Annotated in this window: 19 protein-coding genes; 11 read left to right on the top strand and 8 right to left on the bottom strand. The window is 64.6% G+C overall.

Annotated features, from left to right (window positions below):
* Window positions 1-99: 99 nt before the first annotated feature.
* Together ASG84_RS11695 and ASG84_RS11690 are read left to right on the top strand one after the other, a co-directional pair.
* Entirely contained in the window at window positions 100-771 is a 672-nt protein-coding gene (locus ASG84_RS11695) for a TetR/AcrR family transcriptional regulator (RefSeq protein WP_057477196.1), read from the top strand.
* 173 nt (window positions 772-944) lie between these two features.
* Window positions 945-2,189 carry a lipase family protein gene (locus tag ASG84_RS11690; RefSeq protein ID WP_057477269.1) on the top strand — a complete coding sequence of 415 codons (1,245 nt, stop codon included), beginning with the start codon at window positions 945-947 and terminating at the stop codon, window positions 2,187-2,189.
* A 24-nt stretch (window positions 2,190-2,213) separates the two neighbouring features.
* On the opposite strand, the gene ASG84_RS11685 is transcribed toward ASG84_RS11690, so the two are convergent.
* Window positions 2,214-2,543: a YnfA family protein gene (locus ASG84_RS11685; RefSeq protein ID WP_057477195.1), complete on the bottom strand. Its 330-nt coding sequence runs from the start codon at window positions 2,541-2,543 to the stop codon at window positions 2,214-2,216.
* A gap of 100 nt (window positions 2,544-2,643) precedes the next feature.
* On the opposite strand from ASG84_RS11685, the gene phoU reads away from it, so the two are divergent.
* From phoU to ASG84_RS11670, 3 genes are read left to right on the top strand one after another with little or no spacing between them, the layout of a single operon-like run.
* The gene (gene phoU / locus ASG84_RS11680; protein WP_057477194.1) at window positions 2,644-3,297 is read left to right on the top strand and encodes a phosphate signaling complex protein PhoU; all 654 of its coding nucleotides are present in this window, start codon (window positions 2,644-2,646) and stop codon (window positions 3,295-3,297) included.
* Window positions 3,298-3,334: 37 nt separating this feature from the next.
* Complete coding sequence (locus ASG84_RS11675; RefSeq protein ID WP_057477193.1) at window positions 3,335-4,138, top strand: transglutaminase-like domain-containing protein; 804 nt, start codon at window positions 3,335-3,337, stop codon at window positions 4,136-4,138.
* Between the two features lie 35 nt (window positions 4,139-4,173).
* Complete coding sequence (locus ASG84_RS11670) at window positions 4,174-5,406, top strand: hypothetical protein (RefSeq protein ID WP_156399476.1); 1,233 nt, start codon at window positions 4,174-4,176, stop codon at window positions 5,404-5,406.
* Between the two features lie 20 nt (window positions 5,407-5,426).
* On the opposite strand, the gene ASG84_RS11665 is transcribed toward ASG84_RS11670, so the two are convergent.
* Entirely contained in the window at window positions 5,427-6,011 is a 585-nt protein-coding gene (locus ASG84_RS11665) for a DUF6461 domain-containing protein (protein WP_057477191.1), read from the bottom strand.
* A gap of 48 nt (window positions 6,012-6,059) precedes the next feature.
* Here ASG84_RS11665 and ASG84_RS11660 point away from each other — a divergent pair, with 48 nt between their 5' ends.
* Genes ASG84_RS11660 through ASG84_RS11650 form a run of 3 tightly spaced genes read left to right on the top strand, consistent with a single transcriptional unit; the run spans window position 6,060 to window position 11,475 of the window.
* The gene (locus ASG84_RS11660) at window positions 6,060-6,635 is read left to right on the top strand and encodes an HhH-GPD-type base excision DNA repair protein (RefSeq protein ID WP_057477190.1); all 576 of its coding nucleotides are present in this window, start codon (window positions 6,060-6,062) and stop codon (window positions 6,633-6,635) included.
* 53 nt (window positions 6,636-6,688) lie between these two features.
* Window positions 6,689-9,082, top strand: a complete 2,394-nt coding sequence (locus tag ASG84_RS11655; RefSeq protein ID WP_057477189.1) for a helicase-associated domain-containing protein — start codon at window positions 6,689-6,691, stop codon at window positions 9,080-9,082.
* Window positions 9,083-9,126: 44 nt separating this feature from the next.
* Complete coding sequence (locus ASG84_RS11650; RefSeq protein ID WP_057477268.1) at window positions 9,127-11,475, top strand: DNA polymerase III subunit gamma and tau; 2,349 nt, start codon at window positions 9,127-9,129, stop codon at window positions 11,473-11,475.
* A gap of 12 nt (window positions 11,476-11,487) precedes the next feature.
* On the opposite strand, the gene ASG84_RS11645 is transcribed toward ASG84_RS11650, so the two are convergent.
* Window positions 11,488-11,724, bottom strand: coding sequence for a hypothetical protein (locus ASG84_RS11645; RefSeq protein ID WP_057477188.1), 237 nt, complete (start codon window positions 11,722-11,724; stop codon window positions 11,488-11,490).
* A gap of 234 nt (window positions 11,725-11,958) precedes the next feature.
* Here ASG84_RS11645 and ASG84_RS11640 point away from each other — a divergent pair, with 234 nt between their 5' ends.
* Window positions 11,959-13,170, top strand: coding sequence for an acetyl-CoA C-acetyltransferase (locus ASG84_RS11640; RefSeq protein ID WP_032379975.1), 1,212 nt, complete (start codon window positions 11,959-11,961; stop codon window positions 13,168-13,170).
* Between the two features lie 8 nt (window positions 13,171-13,178).
* Window positions 13,179-15,314 (top strand): 3-hydroxyacyl-CoA dehydrogenase NAD-binding domain-containing protein, encoded by a 2,136-nt coding sequence (locus ASG84_RS11635; RefSeq protein WP_057477187.1) that lies wholly within the window; start codon window positions 13,179-13,181, stop codon window positions 15,312-15,314.
* Window positions 15,315-15,356: 42 nt separating this feature from the next.
* On the opposite strand, the gene ASG84_RS11630 is transcribed toward ASG84_RS11635, so the two are convergent.
* The 5 genes from ASG84_RS11630 to fadD5 form a co-directional block, all read right to left on the bottom strand.
* Window positions 15,357-16,022 (bottom strand): GntR family transcriptional regulator, encoded by a 666-nt coding sequence (locus ASG84_RS11630; protein ID WP_057477186.1) that lies wholly within the window; start codon window positions 16,020-16,022, stop codon window positions 15,357-15,359.
* 13 nt (window positions 16,023-16,035) lie between these two features.
* Window positions 16,036-17,208 carry a cation:proton antiporter gene (locus tag ASG84_RS11625; protein ID WP_057477185.1) on the bottom strand — a complete coding sequence of 391 codons (1,173 nt, stop codon included), beginning with the start codon at window positions 17,206-17,208 and terminating at the stop codon, window positions 16,036-16,038.
* Between the two features lie 19 nt (window positions 17,209-17,227).
* Complete coding sequence (locus tag ASG84_RS11620; protein WP_032379978.1) at window positions 17,228-17,710, bottom strand: cation:proton antiporter regulatory subunit; 483 nt, start codon at window positions 17,708-17,710, stop codon at window positions 17,228-17,230.
* 47 nt (window positions 17,711-17,757) lie between these two features.
* The gene (gene mihF, locus ASG84_RS11615) at window positions 17,758-18,072 is read right to left on the bottom strand and encodes an integration host factor, actinobacterial type (protein WP_008712632.1); all 315 of its coding nucleotides are present in this window, start codon (window positions 18,070-18,072) and stop codon (window positions 17,758-17,760) included.
* Window positions 18,073-18,306: 234 nt separating this feature from the next.
* Complete coding sequence (fadD5, locus tag ASG84_RS11610; protein ID WP_057477184.1) at window positions 18,307-19,881, bottom strand: fatty-acid--CoA ligase FadD5; 1,575 nt, start codon at window positions 19,879-19,881, stop codon at window positions 18,307-18,309.
* 120 nt (window positions 19,882-20,001) lie between these two features.
* Here fadD5 and ASG84_RS11605 point away from each other — a divergent pair, with 120 nt between their 5' ends.
* Window positions 20,002-21,054: an alpha/beta hydrolase gene (locus tag ASG84_RS11605; RefSeq protein ID WP_057477183.1), complete on the top strand. Its 1,053-nt coding sequence runs from the start codon at window positions 20,002-20,004 to the stop codon at window positions 21,052-21,054.
* Window position 21,055: the final 1 nt, after the last annotated feature.

Here is a 21,055-nt window from a genome sequence, read left to right as displayed (position 1 = left end):
CTCGGTTCGACTATGCGGAGGTGTACCCTCCGGTTGTAGAGCAAAGGTAGCAGCTAAGTGGAGGACTGTCCTCCGCTTATCGGGTGAAACGGACATCGAATGAGTGTGAGAGCGGACACAGCGGCATCGAAGCCCCTACGGGCCGATGCCGAACGCAATCGACGTCGCATCGTGGATGCGGCCCGTGAGCTGTTCGCTTCGCGCGGTATAGACATCACCCTCGACGACGTCGCAGCCCACGCCAAGGTGGGCGTCGGTACCGTCTACCGGCGCTTCTCGTGCAAAGAGGAATTGATCGACGGCGTCTTCGAGCAGCGCCTGGAGGGCATGCTCGCCAGCGCCGAACGTGCCCTCGATACCGACGATCCGTGGGATGGGCTGGTGGGCTTTCTCTCCGATGTGTGCGAGCAGATGGCCTCTGATCGAGGCCTCGGCGATGTGGTTCTCGGATCGGACGAAGGCTGCCGCGGCATCGCAGAGGTGCGCCGACGGATCGACCCGTTCTTCGCGAAAATCGTCGCTCGCGCCTTGGAATCCGGTCAACTGCGGTCCGATGTTGCGGTGACAGACTTCTATCCGGTGCTGGGCATGATCGGCTCGACTGTCGAGTTCTCCAGCCATGTCGATCCCGCGAACTGGCGTCGGTACTTCACCGTGTTGCTCGACGGCCTACGCGGCGACTCGGTGCCTCGAACCGCGCTTCCCGGGCGTCCCTTCACCGACGACGAAGTGGACACGGCAAAGGCCGCGATGCATCACCGTCGCCGCTGACGGTGAGCAATCCAAAGTAGCTCTATGCGTTGTGTGACGCATCACGTAAGGTCCGTCACGATAAGTGCTACACGGGGTAGCGCTCACTTGAAGACAAGTGATCGACGTTGGGGGTTTCCAAGGTGCGGTACAAGCGCGTGTTCGGTTCGGCTGTCGCAGTAGCGGCAGTGTTCATGGGGGTGACGGCACCGACCGTGTCGGCAGCACCGTCTACGGGTTCGACCGTCGAGTCGGATTTCTATATACCACCGACCCCGCTGCCCGCCGGCGCGCCGGGTGACGTGATCCGTTCGGAGCCTTCGCATCTCGCTCTGTCGGTCCCCGGAATCGGTGGCCCGCTGCCCGGTGCCGCTACTCGAATCATGTACCGCAGCACCGACTCGAACGACGCGCCCAATGCCGTCACCGGCACCTACATCGATCCTGCCGCGGAGTGGACCGGCCCGGGTCCGCGTCCGCTCGTCGTGCTCGCCCCGGGAACTCAGGGTCAGGGCGATCAGTGCGCGCCGTCGAAGATGCTGAACAACGTCATCACCTACACCCCGCCGCTCGGCTTCATGGTCGAGTACGAGGTACTCGCCGCGTATTCGCTGCTGTCCCAGGGGTACGGCGTCGTCATCACCGACTACGAAGGTCTCGGTACGCCCGGTGCGCACACGTACGTCAACCGCGCCTCGGAAGGGCACGCTGTGCTCGACGCGGCTCGCGCAGCCCAGAAGTTGCAGGGCACCAAGATTTCCGGCGACGGCCCGGTGGCCGCGTACGGCTACTCGCAGGGTGGCGGAGCTGCCGCTGCCGCAGCGGAACTCGCGGATGACTACGCACCCGAGATGAACCTCGTCGGTACCTATGCGGGCGCACCGCCGGCCGATCTGAAGGCGACTCTCGAGCAGGTCGACGGCACCATCCTCACCGGCGTGATCGGGTACACCCTCAACGGTCTACTCAATTCGGACCCCGGTCTGCGGCCGATCGTCGACGAGAACATCAACGACGCAGGCAAGGCCATGCTGAATTTGGTGGCGAATCAGTGTGTCGGAGAGACGATTCTGAACGTCGGGTTGCACCGCACCAACGAGTACACGAAGACCGGCGAGCCGCTGTCGATGGTGCTGGACAGGCTGCCCGTCGCTCAGGAGATCTTGGCCAAGAACAAGATCGGTGAGCGGACACCGAACGCTCCGGTGTTGATCCAGTCCGGTACGTCCGACGACATCGTGCCCCACGGACAGGCCGTCGGTCTTGCCGGCGACTGGTGCGGCAAGGGTGCCACCGTGCAGCTGAGCTCGGCGCAGGTTCCGGCAATCGTTCCCGGATCCGGTGCAGGACATCTGATTCCGGACATCTTGGGCCTCGGCGAGGCGCAGAACTGGATCAAGGACCGTTTCTACGGAGTGCCCGCACCGTCGAACTGCTGATCTGCTGATGTACGGCCCGCGCGATCAGCGCGGGCCGTACATGATCACCGCAACGCCGATCAATGCGATCGTCGCGCCAGTGATGTCCCAGCGGTCGGGCCGAAAGCCGTCGAGCACCATCGCCCAGAGCAGCGATCCCGCGACGAACACTCCGCCGTATGCGGCGAGGATCCGGCCGAAGTTGGCGTCGGGTTGCAGGGTTGCAACAAATCCGTACGCGCCGAGGGCGAGCACCCCGGCTCCAGCCCACAGCCATCCCCGGTGCTCGCGAATTCCCTGCCACACCAGCCACGCACCGCCGATCTCGAACAAGGCGGCGAGGCCGAACAGTGCTATCGACTTCGACACAGTCATGTCGTTCAGAGTCCCACAGCAGTCGTGGGGGTGTAGAAAGATGTGTTCGGGGGTACGGCCTACAGGCCCGATAGGGTCGAACGGTAGGGGTTGAACACATATGCGGGACAGTTACGCCGAAATGTTGGATTCGTTGGCGTCGAGTCTGTCCGAAATGTCGCGAATCGCGGAGAAGGCGATGGCGGATGCGACTCGATCGTTGCTGACGGCAGACATCGTTCTGGCCGAGCAGACCATCGAATACCGCGAGGAGATCGACACACTCGCAGTCGAATGGGAGCACGGGGCATTCGGCTTCCTGGCTCTGCAGGCACCCGTGGCACACGATCTACGTCGCGTCGTCTCAGGAATCAACATCGTTGCCGATCTGCAGCGAATGGGCGGCCTTGCCGTACATATCGCCGAATTGGCTCGTCGCCGCCATCCCGCGCACGTGCTGCCGCCCGAGGTCGAGGGCGTGTTCGAGCAGATGGGCCGAGTCGCCGTCGCGCAGGCCGAGGCGACACAACGCGTGCTGGAAACCCGAGACGCCGAACTCGCCGCGAGTTTGCGCGTTCAGGACGAGGAAATGGACGAACTGCACCGCAGCCTGTTCATGCTGACCTCCTCACCCGATTGGCCGCACGGCGTGCCTGCCGCGGTGGACATCACGCTGCTCGGCCGGTTCTACGAGCGCTACTCCGATCACACGGTCGAGGTCGCCAAGCGGGTCATATTCCTGGTGACCGGCGAACGTCTCACCGACGAGTCATGATCTGCGCGAACGGCTCGGAGATGGCAGGATCAGCACGATGAAACGTGATGTCTCCGCGTACCTCGATGTCGACGTGACCGAGGCCAGCACCCTCGAATTCCAGATCGCGATCGCACCGCATCCAGGAACCGAAGTGTGGGAAGCGCTCTCGTTCACACTCGACGGTCAGCCGGTCGAAGCGCAGGAGATCAGTGGTGCCCACGGCACCCGTATTCACAAGCTGTACGCCGGAGTCGGCAAGCTCGAGGCGTCGTACTCGGCAACCATCTACGGCAACACCGAGCCGGCCCCGGTGTCCGATTACGATCTTTCGCTGTACCTGCGGCCCAGCCGCTACGCCGAAGCAGACAAGTTCTTCGGCTTCGCAGCAACCGAATTCGGTTCTTACCCGCCGTCGGAGAAGTTGCTTGCCGAGGTGTCGTCCTGGGTCGGTGCGCGGCTGAGCTACGTGCCGGGGAGCAGCGATCCCATCGACGGCGCGGTGGACACTTTGCTCGCGGGTGCTGGCGTGTGCCGCGATTACACGCACCTAGTGGTGGCCTTGCTTCGTGCGGTCAATGTCCCGGCTCGCCTAGTAGCGGTGTACGCACCGGGCTGCGATCCGATGGACTTCCACGCGGTCGCCGAAGCATTCGTCGAAGGCCAGTGGCGAGTGGTGGACGCGACCTGCCTCGCGCCGCGATCGACGCTGGTCCGTATCGCCACCGGACGGGACGCTGCCGACACCGCATTCCTGGACAACCACGGCGGATCGATCATCCTCAACAGCGCTGTCGTCGGTGCCGTCGTCGACGGCCCGTTGCCTTTCGACGACATCACTCAGCTGGTGTCGATCACCTGACGTCTGGTCCAGTTGGGCCGCATTAGGCTGCAGCCGTGCGATTGTCTCTGCGGCGTGGTGGTGTCCGGACCGATGGGATGGTCGCCGGCGTTGTCGTAGCGGTTGGTGTCGTTGCCGCAGGTCTCACTCACCAACCGATGGGGCAGTCGGGATTGGGCTATCTCAGTGAGCCTGTCGAATACCCCGTCGACATACCTGGGTGCGAGTACGTGGAGCCGCCCGAGGAAGATCAGTTCTACGGGGTGCTGACCACGGGCCAGGAGGATTACGACAACCCCGCCTACCCGTGGTTGACGTCGAAAAAGGCGAACGCGATGTCGATCGCGGTGAGCGAGGCCCTACCCCCTCGAGTCGACGTCGTGGACGGTCCGTCGTATCGGTTCGGGGGCGATCCGCTGGTCTTTCAACCCGTAGCCAGCGCGGACGCCGAATACGATCCCGGCACCTCCGCGGATGGGGTTGTCTCTCGCGACGGCGTCGAGGGTTCGCTGACGGTCAACGTCACCCGCATCGACGACGGGCCCAAGCCATGTCAGGCGGGATGGCTCGATGCCCGCGAAACTCTTTCCGACGGAACCGTCGTCGACACCAGGGACACCTGGGATGAACTCGACGGGGATCGCTCCCACTCCAATATCGTGCGCGTGTACGCACGCGATGGGTCCGTCGTCGTGGCGTCGTCCTCGGACCGGAACGCCGACTACGAGTCCACCGGTTCCGTGCCACTGTCGATCCAGGAGTTGCGAGCTATAGCGCTGCTGCCGGAATTGCAGTGGTCTACAACGGTTCCGGGTGAAACGCCTGCGCTCCCGATTCCGTGCGACACCAATTCCGAGGGCGCGGGACAGTTCTCGCTTCCGGCCGTCGGTCGCCTCAATGCCTCGCTGGACGACTTCTGGCGAGCGGCCGAGATTCCGGTGGAACTCGACAGACCGCTGGGCTCGATGCGAACCTCCCCCTCCGGTTCGGCCGGAGCGTGCGGAGCCGTGAAGGCCGGCGACGGCACCCTGTCGATCAGGGTCGTCGATGCGGACTATGAACCTGCCCAGGAGCCGTGGGGTGCGTTGACATTGCCGGACGGTTCGCAATTTCGTGATGACAACCCGGGTGCGAGCGGAATGACTCTCGACGGGGACCCGATCGATGACGTCACGTTGATCAAACCGTCGGGCACCCGGGTGGATGTCCAGATCACCTCTGCCGCAACAATTGTCGACCGTCCGGTGTTGCAGGCAATCGCGTTGGCGGTAGCCGGATCGGTCGACTGACCTCCGGCACGCGGTTCACCTCAACCCTCGTTGCACGTTTCGACAATGACAGGATCGATCGGATCAACTGTCAGCGCTACCACTCCGGCAAGCCGTGCCTGCAGGCAGAGACCGCCGGACATCCATTGCTCCCAGTCGATTCCGTCCTCCTCGTCGAGATACCCCTCGGGAGTCGATCGGTCGGTGGGGTCGGCTTCGCGGCCGAGCTCGAACTGCCGCTCGATCACGCCGTCGACTGCATATACGAAGGTAGAGAACGCATTCACATCCCACTGCACTGTGATGCTGGTGCCGAATGTGTCGGACAATTTCTCCGGAACAGGGGACAGTAAGCCTGAGATGGTGAACTCTTCGAGTACCCAGACCCAGTCGCCGGCTACGCCTGCATAGCGTCTTGCCATGTCACTGTCGGGGAGGGAGTCGGACCACTCGTCGACATCCATGTCGGCCGGCTTCCGCGATTTCGTGGGACTGACCGACGCGAACACCGCGAGGACAGCCTCGGGATCCGTCGAGCGCACGAGCGTGAAACACAGTCCCATGTCGAAACGGTCATCCTCGTCCGCCCATTCGAATTGTGTCTGCGAAATCTCGTCGGTATTCATGAACCGAGCCTTTCATCATTGCGGACGGTGCATGGCAGGATCGAGGTCATGTCTCGCACACTGCACCTCGTCGGCGATCCAGAGGCCGATGCATTGCTCGCCGAGGATCCGTTCGCGCTGCTGATCGGCATGTTGCTCGATCAGCAGGTACCGATGGAATCGGCGTTCGCCGGCCCGAAGAAGCTCGTCGACCGTCTCGGTGATCTGAAAGTCGACACCGTCGCCGACGCCGATCCGGACGAATTCGCGGCATTGTGTGCGCAGACCCCGGCCGTGCATCGGTTCCCGGGTTCGATGGCCAAGCGCATTCAGGGGCTCGCAGGATTTCTGGTCGAGAACTACGACGGGAAGCCGCAGGAGATCTGGACCCGCGATAACCCCGACGGTGCCGAGGTGCTGAAGCGTCTCAAAGCGCTCCCCGGATACGGTGACCAGAAGGCGCGCATCTTCCTCGCGCTGCTCGGCAAGCAGATGGGCGTCACACCCGACGGGTGGCGCAAGGCCGCCGGAGCCTACGGCGACGAGGATGCGCGTCGATCCATCGCCGACGTCGTGGACGAGAAATCCCTGCTCGAGGTGCGCGAATTCAAGAAGGCAGCGAAAGCGGCAGCCAAGAACAAGTAAGTCTGTCGGTGCCCGGCGGTACGTTCGGCAGAACTTTCACCGGGGGGTAGAAAATGACCGAGGGTATCGGGACGTACGAGGAGTGGCTGGCCTCGCTCGACGAGGACGAATTGATCGGTCTGCTGCGCCGCCGACCGGATGTGGCCACCGACCCTCCGCCGCGCTCGTTCGGATTGCTCGCACAGTTGCTCGGCTCACCGTGGCGAGTGGCGGCCCTGCCTCGAAAACTCGATCGCGGTGCGCTGGATCTGCTCGAATTGTTCGCCCTCATGGGCGATCTCAGTCGAGCCGAGGTCGGTCACTGGACCGGTGAGGGGACGGCGAACCAGTCGCCGGACATCGATGCCGCGCTGGCCGAATTGATGTCCTTCGGTCTGATTCGGCCGAACGTCGCCCCTGGATCGGACACCGTCGAATACCGTCCCGTCGATCTGTCCGGGGTCTTCTCGCACCCGTTCGGACTGGCTCTGCGGCAGCGAAAGTTGTTCCTGCGCTGCGCCGTCGAACAGGATCGGTTGGCTCTGCTTGCCCGTCTGGGGATCGATCCCGGGCTCGACAGAACTGCACGCGCGGACGCCGTCGCAGCCGCAATGACCCCCGAACGAATCCGCGCCCTGCATGACGATGGCCCGGTCGAGATGCGAGAGATGCTGTCTCGCTTCGTCGATGGCAACCCGGTGTCCCTGATCTTCGATGTGCCGCCGACCGCGGGCACCGCCGCCTATGAACGGGGGCTGCTGTATCGACTGGACGGGCATCGCGTCGAGATGCCGTTGGAGGTGAGCATCGCGCTGCGAGGGGAGGGGTGGCGTTTGCCCATCGAACTCGCTCCGCCGATCTTTGCCACACGCGTGCTCTCGCAGGACGACGTACGGCGGACTCGTTCCATTGCCTTGCTGCAGTTCTGCGAGCACACGCAGGCGCTGCTGACGTCCGTCGATACCGACGGCTTGACGATGATGAAGACCGGTGGCATCAGCGCCAAAGAACTGCGTTCGCTGACCACTCGGCTGGGATTCGCCGAAGAACACGACACCGCCCTGATGCTGATGCTTGCCCGTGAAGCCGGTTTGATCGCCGAGCGGGGGAAGACCGGCGTCGCATTGACATCGGCGTACGAAACGTGGTCCACCAGTGCGCGAGCCGAGCAGGCGGCCGTGTTGCTGGCAGCCTGGTGGTATTCGCCGTTCACCCCCACCCACCGGGTGCCGCGAGCCTCGCAGAAGGCCGTGCCGGTACTCAAGAAGATGCTCGACGACCCCGCGGCGGCAGACCTGCGCTCAACCGCGCTGACGGCTCTTCTGCGACACGATGGTCCCGATGATCGGACGACTGTGCTGCCGGGTCCGGACGAATTCGCCCGCTACCTCGACTGGCACATTCCCGTGGTCTCGACGAGCGCCGGCGCAGGTCATGTAGGTGCTCTCTGGACCGAGGCCACTCGACTCGGGGTGCTGGCCGGCGGTGCGCCTACAGATCTGTGCAGCATCCTGACGGAGTTTCCCGTCGGCCGGGACGGTGATCGCCGTCGAATCGCCGCGGCTCTGACCGACCAGCTACAGGACATGGCCGACCGGGTGCCGTTCTCGGTGCGGTTGCTGCCCGATTCCACGGCAGTGGTCACCGGACCTCCGAGCACCGAGGTGGCGTCGATACTCGGCGCGGCCGCTCAGCCGGAATCGCGGGAGGTGGCGTCGGTGTGGCGGTTCACCCCGGCGACGATCCGCAGCTTCTTCGACACGGGCGGCACCGGTGACGAGCTGATCGAGGCCCTGACCGGTATGGCCGAGGGCGACGTCCCCCAAGCGCTGGCGTACACGATCAAGGATTGTTGGCGCACGTACGGCGCACTCGCCGTGCGCAGGATTCCCTGCGCCATCGTCTCCCAAGACCAGGTACTGCTCACCACCATCGAGGAAGACGAGGCCTTGGCGGTACTCGAGTTCCATCGCCTCGCGCCCACGGTCCTGATCAGTTCGGCAACACCGATCGACACGATCGCGGTGCTTCGCAGGCACGGATACTCCCCGGTGCGGCACTCCGATACCGGGCAGCTCGAACTCGACAGCTCACCTCGGGTGCGCGCAGCAACCGCCCGGACGACGCAGCCGGCCGTCCTCTCTGCACGGCATCGACGCGATCCACGTGAGCTGGCACGGCTGCTGCGCACCGGCGACTCGGGCGGCGTCGACCAGGCGCGAGTACGAGCGTCACTGCAACATCACAGCCGGTTGCTGCCGAAGGAGCTCGATGTGTTGACCGACGCCGCAGCTCGTGGCACACCCGTCTCGATCGACTACCAGAACTCCAAGGGGGCCATCGTGCGGCACTCGATCTCGGATGCCCTACAGGACGGCAACTGGCTCTTTGCGCTCTCGGATTCCACCGGTACCAGGGAGAGCTTCGCGATCATGAACATCAGAGCGGTCTCCACCGGCCCACGGTGACGCGCGATGCAAGTGTGTCCGTGGTCGCCGGTACCCTTTCGGGCGTGGCCCTCTACCGGAAGTACCGTCCAGCGACGTTCGCCGAAGTCGTCGGCCAGGAGCACGTCACCGAGCCGATCAGCGTGGCGCTCGATTCCAACCGAATCAACCACGCCTACCTCTTCTCCGGCCCGCGTGGCTGCGGAAAGACGTCCTCGGCTCGCATCCTCGCCCGATCGCTGAACTGCGCGGAAGGGCCGACATCGACGCCGTGCGGAGTGTGCAACTCCTGCGTTGCACTCGCACCCGGTGGCCCCGGCAACTTCGACGTCGTCGAGATGGACGCGGCCAGCCACGGTGGCGTCGACGATGCCCGAGATCTGCGCGACAAAGCCGTGTACGCCCCGGCCGAATCGCGCTACGTCATCTTCATCATCGACGAGGCGCACATGGTGACCCCGGCGGGCTTCAACGCGCTGCTCAAGGTCGTCGAGGAGCCGCCGGAGCATTTGGTCTTCATCTTCGCGACCACCGAGCCCGAGAAGGTGCTCCCCACCATCCGCTCGCGTACCCACCACTACCCTTTCCGGCTGCTCGCACCGTCGACGATGCGCGTTCTGCTGGAGAAGATCTGCGGCCAGGAACAGGTCCCGGTAGAGGATGCGGTCTACCCGTTGGTCATCCGCGCCGGCGGCGGCTCGCCCCGTGACTCGCTCAGCGTCATGGATCAGCTGCTGGCCGGAGCCGGGCCCGAGGGCGTCACGTATCCGCGGGCACTATCGCTGCTCGGCGTCACCGACGTCGCACTCATCGACGAGGCCGTCGACGCATTGGCCGCGGGCGACGGCGGGGCACTGTTCGGCACCGTCGACAAGGTGATGGACGCGGGCCACGACCCACGCCGCTTCGCCGTCGATCTTCTCGATCGGCTGCGCGATCTGATTCTGATGAAGGCCGTGCCCGACGCCGGTGAGCGCGGGCTGGTCGACGTGCCGGGCGACGTCCTCGAACGACTCCGTGACGAGGCGGACCTGCTCGGTTCGGCCACACTGACCCGCTATGCCGAAATCGTGCACTCGGGTCTCGGTGAGATGCGCGGTGCAACAGCGCCGCGTCTGCTCCTCGAAGTGATGTGCGCCCGGATGCTGCTGCCCTCGGCCTCCGACGCGGAATCGGCTGTGCTGCAACGACTCGAGCGGGTGGAGCGTCGACTCGATGTGACACTCCCGGCAGGGGAGCAGGCAGCCGTCGCGCAAGCAGCGGCGGACCCGACGCGACCGCAGTTGCACGCCGCCGAGGAACCCGCGCCGTCGAGTTTCACCCCGCCCAGTTCTGCACCGCCCAGTTCGACGGCGCCGACCAAGTTCCAGCGACCGTCTCAACGGCCTCCGGCTGCTGAAGCACCACCCGTGTCGGCACCGACACCACCGCCGACACCACCGCCGACTGCTCCAGCCCCCGCGTCTGTTGTAGCGCCCGAGCCCGTTGTGGAACCGGTGCCTGCCGCACCAGCTTTGGAACCCGCCGCTCCGGAACCTGTCGTTCCGGAACCCGTCGAGACTCCCGAGCCGGCACCGACCCCCGAGACCGCCCGAGAACCAGAGCCTGCGGCCGCCCCAGAACCCGCGGCGACACCGAATCCGACGCCCTCGAATTCCGTTGCAGCGCAGCCGAACGACAGTTCGACTGACGCCGTGTCGCACGAGGATTTCCCGCCGGAACCGGAGGACGATTACGGCCCCGAACCGGAACCCGTATTCGAGCCGGAACCGGAACCTGCGGCAGCCCCTGCCGCTGCATCGAACGAGCCCGACGCGGCTGCGGTGCGCGCGGTGTGGTCCGAGGTCCGCACCAAGGTGCGGGACCGGAGCAGAACCGTCGAGGTCATGCTGTCCGGTGCCTCGGTACGCACCGTCGAGAACGGCACCATCACGCTCGGCCACGATTCGGCCCCGCTGGCCAAGCGCCTCGAGGAACCGCGCAACGCCGACGTCATTCGCGACGCCCTGCGTGACGTGTTCGGGGTGGAGTGGTCGGTGGTGTGTCTGGTCGGGGCGGCGGCCCCACCGGAACAGTCATCAGCAAAAAAAGATGAACCGGCAGCGAAACCCGCGTCGCTGCCGAAGTTCTCGAGGCCGAGCCAGGCAGGGGCTTCCCGCCTCACGTCGGACGGTTTCGGATCAGCGGGCGACGGTTCTACCGGCGATGCCGACATCCCGATGCCCGAGGCACCGGATTACCCCGACGAGCCGGAGCCGGTAGGCCCACCGCCACCGGAGACGCCGGAGGACGAAGAAGAGCTACTCAAGGCAGCGGCCGAGCCTGCCGATCCGACGGTTCGCCGCGACCCGGAAACGGTGGCGATGGAGCTGTTGGTCAGCGAATTGGGAGCAGTACCGCTCAAGGAGACCTGAGAGAGGAGTGGTTCAGCCGACGGTGAGATCCTCGTTGTCGGCGAACACGAGTCGCCCGCTGTCCAATGCCACGGCCCATCTCCTGGCCACAGCCCACTCACGCGACGTGGTGTCGGCGGCCTGAACGCCGAAATCCTCGACGATCGCGCCCGTCTCGTAGGCGTCCTGCTCGGCCTTCTCGTCGGTGCCGGCGGCGCGAATGTGTACCTTGACGCGCGAACCCACGGTCAATTCGTTGTCGGTTTCCATGGTCGCTCTTCTTCCACGCTCGGTAAATCTGATCTATCGGAGTGTCCCACGCACGGGTCGTTCAAACCTGAACCGGATCGTCGGGTCATCTACAACGCTCGTTTCGGTCCTTACGTCGGATCTTCTCGCGGCCCTACTGTGGCATGAGCTGAGGTCTGCCATGGCCTCGCACCGATGCGGTCGGCCGCGACTGCGACCGCGAGAAGATCGAGTATCTGGAAGGAACTGCGCGCTGTGACTACAGAGGCATTCATTTACGAGGCCATCAGGACTCCCCGAGGCAAGGGAAAGAACGGCTCCCTGCATTCGGTGAAGCCGATTTCCCTGGTGACGGGCCTGATCGACGAGCTCCGTCGACGTTTCCCGGACATGGATGAGAACCGGATCTCCGACCTCATTCTCGGAGTGGTCTCACCCGTCGGAGATCAGGGTGCCGACATCGCTCGTACCGCCGTGCTCGCTGCGAAGATGCCCGACACCGTCGGTGGCTTTCAGCTCAACCGCTTCTGCGCGTCCGGCCTCGAAGCGGTCAACCTGGCCGCGCAGAAGGTGCGTTCGGGCTGGGACGAACTGGTCATCGCAGGCGGCGTCGAGTCGATGTCGCGCGTGCCGATGGGCAGTGACGGCGGCGCGTGGGCCATGGACCCCGTCACCAACTACGACACCTACTTCGCTCCGCAGGGCATCGGTGCCGATCTCATCGCCACCATCGAGGGCTTCACCCGCGAGGACGTCGACGCGTACGCCGTCCAGTCCCAGGAACGCGCCGCGGCCGCATGGTCGGGTGGCTACTTCGCCAAATCCGTCGTTCCGGTCACCGACCAGAACGGCCTGCTGATCCTCGATCAGGACGAGCACATGCGTCCGGGCAGCACCGTGGAATCGCTCGGCAAGCTGAACCCGGCCTTCACCGGTATCGCGGCCATGGGCGGGTTCGACGACGTCGCGCTGCAGAAGTACCACTGGATCGAGAAGATCGAGCACGTCCACACCGGCGGCAACAGCTCCGGCATCGTCGACGGCGCGGCTCTCGTCCTGGTCGGTAGCGAGCAGGCCGGCAAAGACCTGAACCTGGTGCCGCGGGCCCGCATCGTCGCGACCGCGACCAGTGGTGCCGATACGACCATCATGCTGACCGGTCCCACCCCGGCGTCGAAGAAGGTTCTCGCGACCGCGGGCCTGACCGTCGACGACATCGATCTCTTCGAGCTCAACGAGGCGTTCGCCTCCGTGGTGCTGCGTTTCCAGAAGGATCTGAAGATCCCGAACGAGAAGCTGAACGTCAACGGCGGTGCCATCGCCATGGGCCACCCGCTCGGTGCAACCGGTGCCATGATCACCGGAACCGTGCTCGACGAGCTCGAGCGCCGCGGCGGCCGATACGCGTTGATCACCCTGTGCATCGGCGGCGGCATGGGCGTTGCCACCATCATCGAGCGAGTCTGAGGAAAACGATGTCTGACAATATGATTCAGTGGGACCAGGACGCCGACGGCATCGTCGTCCTGACGATGGACGACCCCAACCAGGGCGCCAACACGATGAACCAGCTGTACAAGGACTCGATGGGAGCCACCGTCGATCGCCTTGAGGCCGAGGTCGACTCCATCACCGGCGTCGTGATCACCTCCGCCAAGAAGACGTTCTTCGCCGGTGGCGACCTGCACACCCTCATCTCCGCTCAGCCCGAGGACGCCCAGCGGGTGTTCGACGAGGTCCAGGAAGTCAAGGCTCAGCTGCGCCGCATCGAGAAGCTCGGTAAGCCGGTCGTGTCCGCCATCAACGGTGCGGCACTCGGCGGCGGACTCGAAATCGCACTGGCGACGCATCACCGCATCGCCGCCAATGTCTCCGGCGTGCAGATCGGTCTGCCCGAGGTGTCGCTGGGACTGCTCCCCGGCGGTGGCGGTGTCACTCGTGTGACGCGACTGCTCGGCATCCAGACCGGCTTCATGTCGGTCCTGGCGCAGGGCACCCGGTTCCGTCCGGAGAAGGCACTCGAGATCGGCTTGATTCACGAATTGGTCGGCAGCATCGAGGAATTGGTGCCTACCGCCAAGGCGTGGATCAAGGCCAACCCCGAGGGTGGCGTCGCACCGTGGGATGTCAAGGGCTACAAGATTCCCGGTGGCACGCCTTCGAATCCGAAGCTCGCCCAGATCCTGCCTGCGTTCCCGTCGAACCTGCGCAAGCAGATCAAGGGCGCTCCGATGCCGGCTCCGCGCGCAATTCTCGCGGCGGCCGTCGAAGGTGCGCAGGTCGATTTCGACAATGCGTCGACCATCGAGTCGCGGTACTTCACCGAGTTGGTCACCGGCCTGGTGTCCAAGAACATGATTCAGGCATTCTTCTTCGACCTGCAGGCGATCAATGCGGGTAAGTCTCGTCCCGACGGCATCGAGAAGACCACCTTCACCAAGGTCGCGGTTCTCGGCGCAGGCATGATGGGCGCGGGCATCGCGTACGTGTGTGCCAAGGCCGGAATCGACGTGGTGCTCAAGGATGTTGCCATCGAGTCGGCACAGAAGGGCAAGGCGTACTCCGAGGCCATCGAGGCCAAGGCACTCTCGCGTGGCAAGACCACCCAGGAGAAGTCGGACGCTCTGCTCGCGCGTATCCACCCGACCGCCGATGCCCAGGACGTCGAAGGTGCCGACCTCGTCATCGAGGCCGTCTTCGAGTCGGAAGAGTTGAAGCAGAAGGTCTTCCAGGAGATCGAGGACCTCGTCGATCCGACGGCGCTGCTCGGCTCCAACACCTCGACGCTGCCCATCACGAGCTTGGCTCAGGGCATCAAGCGTCAGGAAGACTTCATCGGCATCCACTTCTTCTCACCCGTCGACAAGATGCCGCTGGTGGAGATCATCCGCGGCGAGAAGACGTCGGATGCGGCTTTGGCCAAGGCATTCGACCTGGTGCAGATCATCAAGAAGACCCCGATCGTCGTCAACGACAGTCGCGGCTTCTTCACCTCTCGCGTGATCGGCACGTTCATCAACGAGGCCATCGCGATGCTGGGTGAGGGCGTCGAGCCGTCCACCATCGAGCAGGCCGGTCTACAAGCCGGTTACCCGGCTGCGCCGCTGCAGCTTTCGGACGAGCTCACGCTCAACCTGATGCAGAAGATCCGCAAGGAAACCTACGACGCCATCAAGGCTGCCGGTGGAACCCCGCCCGAGGATCCGGCCGGCGAGGTCATCGACAAGATGGTCGACGAGTTCGAGCGTCCGTCGAAGGCCAAGGGCGCGGGCTTCTACGAGTACGAGGACGGCAAGCGCGCCGGCCTGTGGCCCGGACTGCGTGATGCGTTCAAGTCGGGTTCGGCGGACATTCCGTTCGAGGACCTCAAGGAGCGCATGTTGTTCATCGAGGCCATCGAGACGCAGAAGTGCTTCGACGAAGGTGTTCTGAACACCACCGCCGACGCCAACATCGGCTCGATCTTCGGCATCGGCTTCCCGGCCTGGACGGGCGGCGTGCACCAGTACGTCGTCGGCTACCCGGGTGGCCAGGCCGGATTCGTCACTCGTGCAGACGAATTGGTCAAGAAGTACGGCGATCGCTTCCAGGTTCCCGCCTCGCTGCGCTAGAAGGTCGTGCGCGTTTTGAGTACCCCTAGGGGCGCAAAACGCTCACGAGGGCGAAGCCCGATGCGCGATCAACCTCTCGGCGCCGTCTGTGAATTGCTGCTTCATCAATTCGCAGGCGGCGTCGATGTCGTTTCGAACCAGAGCCTCGATGAGCTCCTCGTGGTTGCGCACTGCTGCCCGTCCCCATTCGCGGTCGGTCGCGTACAGGCGGGTGGGGGTGTAGCGGGTGGCGTTGTTGAGAAACCACGCCAACTTGGACGACTCGGCCAGCCGGTTCAGTACGCGATGGAACTCGAACTCGATGTTCTCGACGTCCTCGGCCTTGCCGTTCTCGACGGCGGTGGACAGTGCCGCGGTGAGTTCGGCGAGTCGGTCGAGTTCGGTCTCGGTGATCTTCGGGGCCGCGCGGCGTACCAATTCGACTGCGATCGTGCCCTGCAACCAGAAGATATCCACGATGTCGGTCGGCGTCAGGGGCGACACCACGTAGCCGCGGTGCGGAACGAGCTCGACGATGCCCTCGCCGCGCAAGGTCAGCAGTGCTTCACGCACCGGGGTGACGCTCACTCCGAGCTCGGCTGCGGTCTCGTCCAGGCGGATGAAGTCCCCCGGGCTCACTTCGCCGGACATGATGCGGTGCCGGACGTGGCTGGCGACTTCCTCGGACAGCTGCGGCCGTCGCCTCAGAGCCGTCCGCTTGTCTGCCATGTCGAAAAGCCAATCACACCGCGGGCTTGGTGCGGAGTACTACCCGCGCGACGGGTTCGACGACGCGGGCTGCGATCGGTCCCAGGATGGCCATCAACAGCACGTACGCCGTCGCCAGAGCCGCCAGTTCGCCCTCCACCGCGCCTGCAGCCACGGCGAGACCCGCGATGACGATGGAGAATTCTCCGCGCGCAACCAGCGCCGCACCTGCGCGGAGTCGACCCGGTCTCCCGATTCCCTGACGCCCAGCCGCCCACCAGCCGGTCGCGACCTTCGTGGCGGTTGTGCTGACTGCCAGCACGACCGCCCAACCCAGTACCGGTGGGATGGTTGCGGGGTCGGTAGCGAGCCCGAAGACCACGAAGAACATCGCCGCGAACAGATCGCGGAGTGGTTCGAGGATGCGGGTGGCGTTGTCGGCCGTCGACCCGGAGATGGCGATGCCGAGCAGGAACGCACCGACCGCCGCGGAGACCTGCAGTTCCGACGCGATGCCGGCGACCAGCAGCGCCGATCCGAGCACTTTGAGCAGGACGACCTCGCGGTCGGGACTGTCGACGATGGCGGAGACGAATCTGCCGTAGCGCAGCGCCACGACGAGCACGAAGGTGATGACCAACAGTGAGATCCCGAGGGCTTGCAGACCGCCGAGGAAGCTCACTCCGCTCAGAACCGCAGTCAGGATCGGCAGGTAGATGGCCATCGCCAGGTCCTCGAACACCAGGATGGACAGCACGACGGGCGTTTCACGGTTTCCGAGTCGGCCCAGATCGGTGAGCACTTTGGCGATGATGCCCGACGACGAGATGTACGTGACGCCGCCCATCACCAGTGCCCCGACTCCGCCCCAGCCGAGGATCAACGCGACCACTGCGCCGGGCGCGAAGTTCAATGCGATGTCCAGCAGTCCGGCCATCCAGGATCGGCGTAGCCCGGTGACGAGTTCGGCGGCGGTGTATTCGAGTCCGAGCAGAAGCAGCAACAGGATGACGCCGATTTCGCTGGCGATCTCGCTGAATTCGCCGATGCCGCCGAGGTTGATGATGCCGCCGTTGCCGAATGCGAGACCGCCGAGCAGATAGAACGGGATGGGGGAGACACCGATTCGCCCCGCGAGACGAGCGAGAAGTCCGAGAACGAAGAACACTGCGCCCAGCTCGGTGAGGGCAAGTGCGCTCTCGGCCATTGCTCAGGCCCGACGGATCTCAGGCATTGCCGAGTAACTTGGCTGCTGCGTCCAGTCCATCCGCGGTACCCACTGCGACCAGCAGGTCACCTGCGGCCAGCGTGAAGTCGGGGGTGGGCGACGGTTGTACCTGGCCGGCGCGCATGACAGCGACGACCGATACTCCGGTTTTGGTGCGCATGGTGGTGTCGCCGAGGGTGCGGCTGACGAACCGTGAATTCGCCCGAATGGGAAGTTGGCGAGTGTTGATTCCGGGGAGGTCGCGATGCTCTTCCCCGAGCTGAGCGATGAGTTGCGGCGACCCGAGCAGATTGCCCAGGGCCGCCGCTTCCTCATTGCTCAGCGTGATCGATGCCTGCGTCGCATCGGGGTCATCCTTGCGCGAAACGATCAACTCGTTTGCGCCGTCCTTGCGGGTGATGACGCCTATGCGGCGCCCGGAAGCGAGGGCGAAATCTTTCCGCACCCCGATTCCCGGCAGCAGGGTCACTTCGACGTTCATGGTCGAAATGCTAGCCCTGCAGGTAACGCGTTATCGCAAGTTGCGAATCAGGATGCGACGGCAGCCAGCAGTGCTTCGCGCTGGTTGGCACCGAGGCCACCGATACGGCGGGTATCGGCGATGGACAGCTGCTCGAGCAGCTGTGCGGCGCGCACGGATCCAACACCCGGCAGGGCCTTGATCAGGGCGGACACCTTGGTCTTCTTGACGATCTCGTCGTTCTCCGCCTTGGCGAGAACGTCAGCGACGCTGAGTTCGCCGGACTTGACGGATGCGAGCAGCTTCGACCGCGCAGTGCGTGCCTCGGCCGCCTTGGCCAGCGCCGCGGTGCGCTGTTCCGGTGTCAATACTGGTAAAGCCATGGCCTGTTCTCCTCGATTGTGGTGACCCGTCGCTCGTTGACAGGTCTCGACCCTCTTGCATCGTGCCTGGTGGCTCTTCCAATCTAACCGAACAACACGGATGTCATTCACGGCCGAGCCACCGAACCTTCCCAGCCAGGCTACGTCCTATCCGATTCGCGGTGTGCCCCGACCAGCACTTAGGCCCATCCGGACCCCGAAACAGCGGGTGTTCGACGCCACGTATCGGGGTCGTCAGACTGTTGCCGGAGCGTAAGACTTCCTGAGGGCGACCTTGAGAACCTTGCCGCTCGCGTTGCGTGGGAGCGCGTCGACGACGACCAATTCCTTGGGGTGCTTGAACCGAGCCAGATGGTCGCCGAGCCAGACGATCAACTCGTCGAGCGTGAGATCCGGAGCGTCCTCGGAATCGTGCAGCGCGACCACCGCAACGGGTACCTCGCCCCATCGCTCGTCGGGCCGGCCGATGACCGCGGCTTCGCGGATCCTGGGGTGAGCGAACAGGATGTTCTCGACCTCGGCGCAGTAGATGTTCTCGCCGCCGGAGATGATCATGTCTTTCTTGCGATCGACGACGAACACGAAACCCTCCTCGTCCTGACGCACGAGGTCGCCGGAATGAAACCATCCGCCGTGGAAAGCGTCGGCCGTCGCGTCCGGGTTCTCCCAGTATTCACGCATCGTTGTCGGTCCGCGATAGACGATTTCGCCGATCTCACCTGGAGCCACATCGTTCATCTCGTCGTCGACGATGCGCGCCGACACGGTCGGGATCACGTGTCCGACCGAGCCGATCTTGCGCAGGGCATCGACTCCGTCGAGCACGCAGGTGATGGGCGACATCTCGGTCTGTCCGAACACCGCCACGTTCAGCGCGTCGGGGAAGGTCTCCGACATCGCTCGCAGGACCGTGTCGGACGCCGGTGCGGCACCCCAGGAAACAACCCGCAGCGCAAGCGTTCTGGGACTGCGCGCCTGCTCGGCGCACATGGCCTGCCACTGCACCGGGACGAGGAACAGGTTGGTGACTCCTTCGGCGGCAAGGACGTCGAGCAGCGTCCCCGCATCGAAAGCGCCGACAGGATGGACGACGGTCGGGATGCCGAGCAGCAGACTGGGCGCGAGGCTGCCCAGTGCGGCGATATGGAACATCGGCGACGCGCAGAAGCCGACTTCGTCGGTGGCGTTCATCTGAAGTGCCCGAATGCAGGTGAGCGCCTGTGCCTGCATGTTGGCGTGGGTCAGCACCGCACCCTTCGGCCTGCCGGTGGTGCCCGAGGTGTACATGATCAGTGCGGGAGCGTCGTCGGGGACGTCGACGATGTCCGCGGGCTCGCTGCCCGAGAGCAGAGTTTCGTACGACTCCCCGACGGTGACGGCGGCGTTGAGCGAATCACTCTGTGCGACCACTGCTTCGGCCAGAGGGGCGAGTGTCTCGTCGGTGATCACCACGGTCGCTCCGCTGTTCTGCGCGAGGAACGCCACCTCCGGTGCAGTCATGCGAAAATTCACCGGCACGGCCAGTGCGCCGAGAGCGTTGATCGCCAGGACCGCCTCGAGATACTCCGGTCGATTGAGCATCAGAATGAGCACGCGGTCACCGAATTCGACGCCGAGACCGGCGAGTGCGCCGGCGAACCTCGACACTCTGTCGTCGAGTTCGCGCCAGGTGATCGATCGGCCCTGGAACCGAAGCGCCACGGCCGCAGGCTGCATCAAAGCGTGCCGTCGGACCTGATTGTTCCAATTGTTCCGGCGCGCGAGATGGGGTTGCTCGATGCACTCGTCGACGCCGGACCGTTCGCTCATGGACTGCTCCAATATTTCTGTCGAGCACGATGAAATGTGATGCAGCTTACAGTGATTGTCGGTTGCGTATCGGCGGTCGAGCAGTGTCGGAACGGGCGGTCGGATTGTTACCCTGGCTCCATGCTGCACACCGGAAGACTGCTGGCCGGACTGGCCGCGTCGATGCTCCTTCTTGTCGGCGCGGGTACCGCTGTCGCTGCTCCGATCGATGTCCCGTGGTCGCCGGATGACGCGCTCGACTCCGAGGTGAGTTTCGAGTCCGGTGGCGTCACCTTCTACGGCAGCCTTCGCACGCCCGTCGGTGAAACCCGCGGCGTGGCTTTGGTGTTACCGGGCAGTGGGCCGACCGATCGCAACGGAAACTCGGGTGATCTGCAGCTGAACACGACCGCGTACGTTGCCGACGAGCTGTCCCGACGCGGCATCGCAAGTCTGCGATTCGACAAGCTCGGCAGCGGTCGTACCGGACTGGCAGGTGCAGACCCCAACAACCCTCCCGGCTTCGAGGCGCAGGTCGACAATGCCGCGGACGCATTGGCATTCCTGCAACAGCGGACGGGTGTCGGGGCGGATCGCACGACGGTGATCGGGCACAGCGAGGGTGCATTGACGGCGTTGCGTCTGGCCGACGCCGACAGTGCGGCGTTCAGCCATGTCGGACTGCTCGAGCCGTTGTCGATCCGCTACCTCGACTTGTTGACCGCGCAGGTGAACAGAAACATCGACCAGGCGGTGGCGATGGGTCAATTCACCCAGAAGCAGGCCGCCACGTCCCGGGATCGCTTTGCCCAGGCCGTCGCCGATATTCGCGCGGGGCGGGCGTTGTCCGCCGAGCCGGACTCGATCGTCGACGGTCTGGGACTGCGGCAGAGCGCCACTTTCCTGCGCGAAGCCGATGCGACGGACCCGGCGGATTTGGCTGCCGCACTGCCGGACTCGTACTCCTCGTTCCTGACCTGCTCGGACAAGGACCTCAACGTCTCGTGCGGCCAGGTCGAGAACATGCGAGTGGCCCTGGGGCACACCGACCTCGACTTTGCGCGCTTCGCCAACAGCTCACACATGTTGGGTGAGCTCGGCCCGCTGCCCGCGGATCCCAACACTGCACTTGCTCCGCTGCCGCTCTCATCGGAGTTTCGCGATGCCTTCGGCCGCTGGGTGGACGGACTCTGAC

The sequence above is a fragment of the Rhodococcus sp. Leaf278 genome (assembly GCF_001426085.1).
Lineage (GTDB): Bacteria > Actinomycetota > Actinomycetes > Mycobacteriales > Mycobacteriaceae > Rhodococcoides.
Note: the sequence above shows the minus strand (reverse complement) of the source record. Positions and strands in the feature narration are given on the sequence as shown.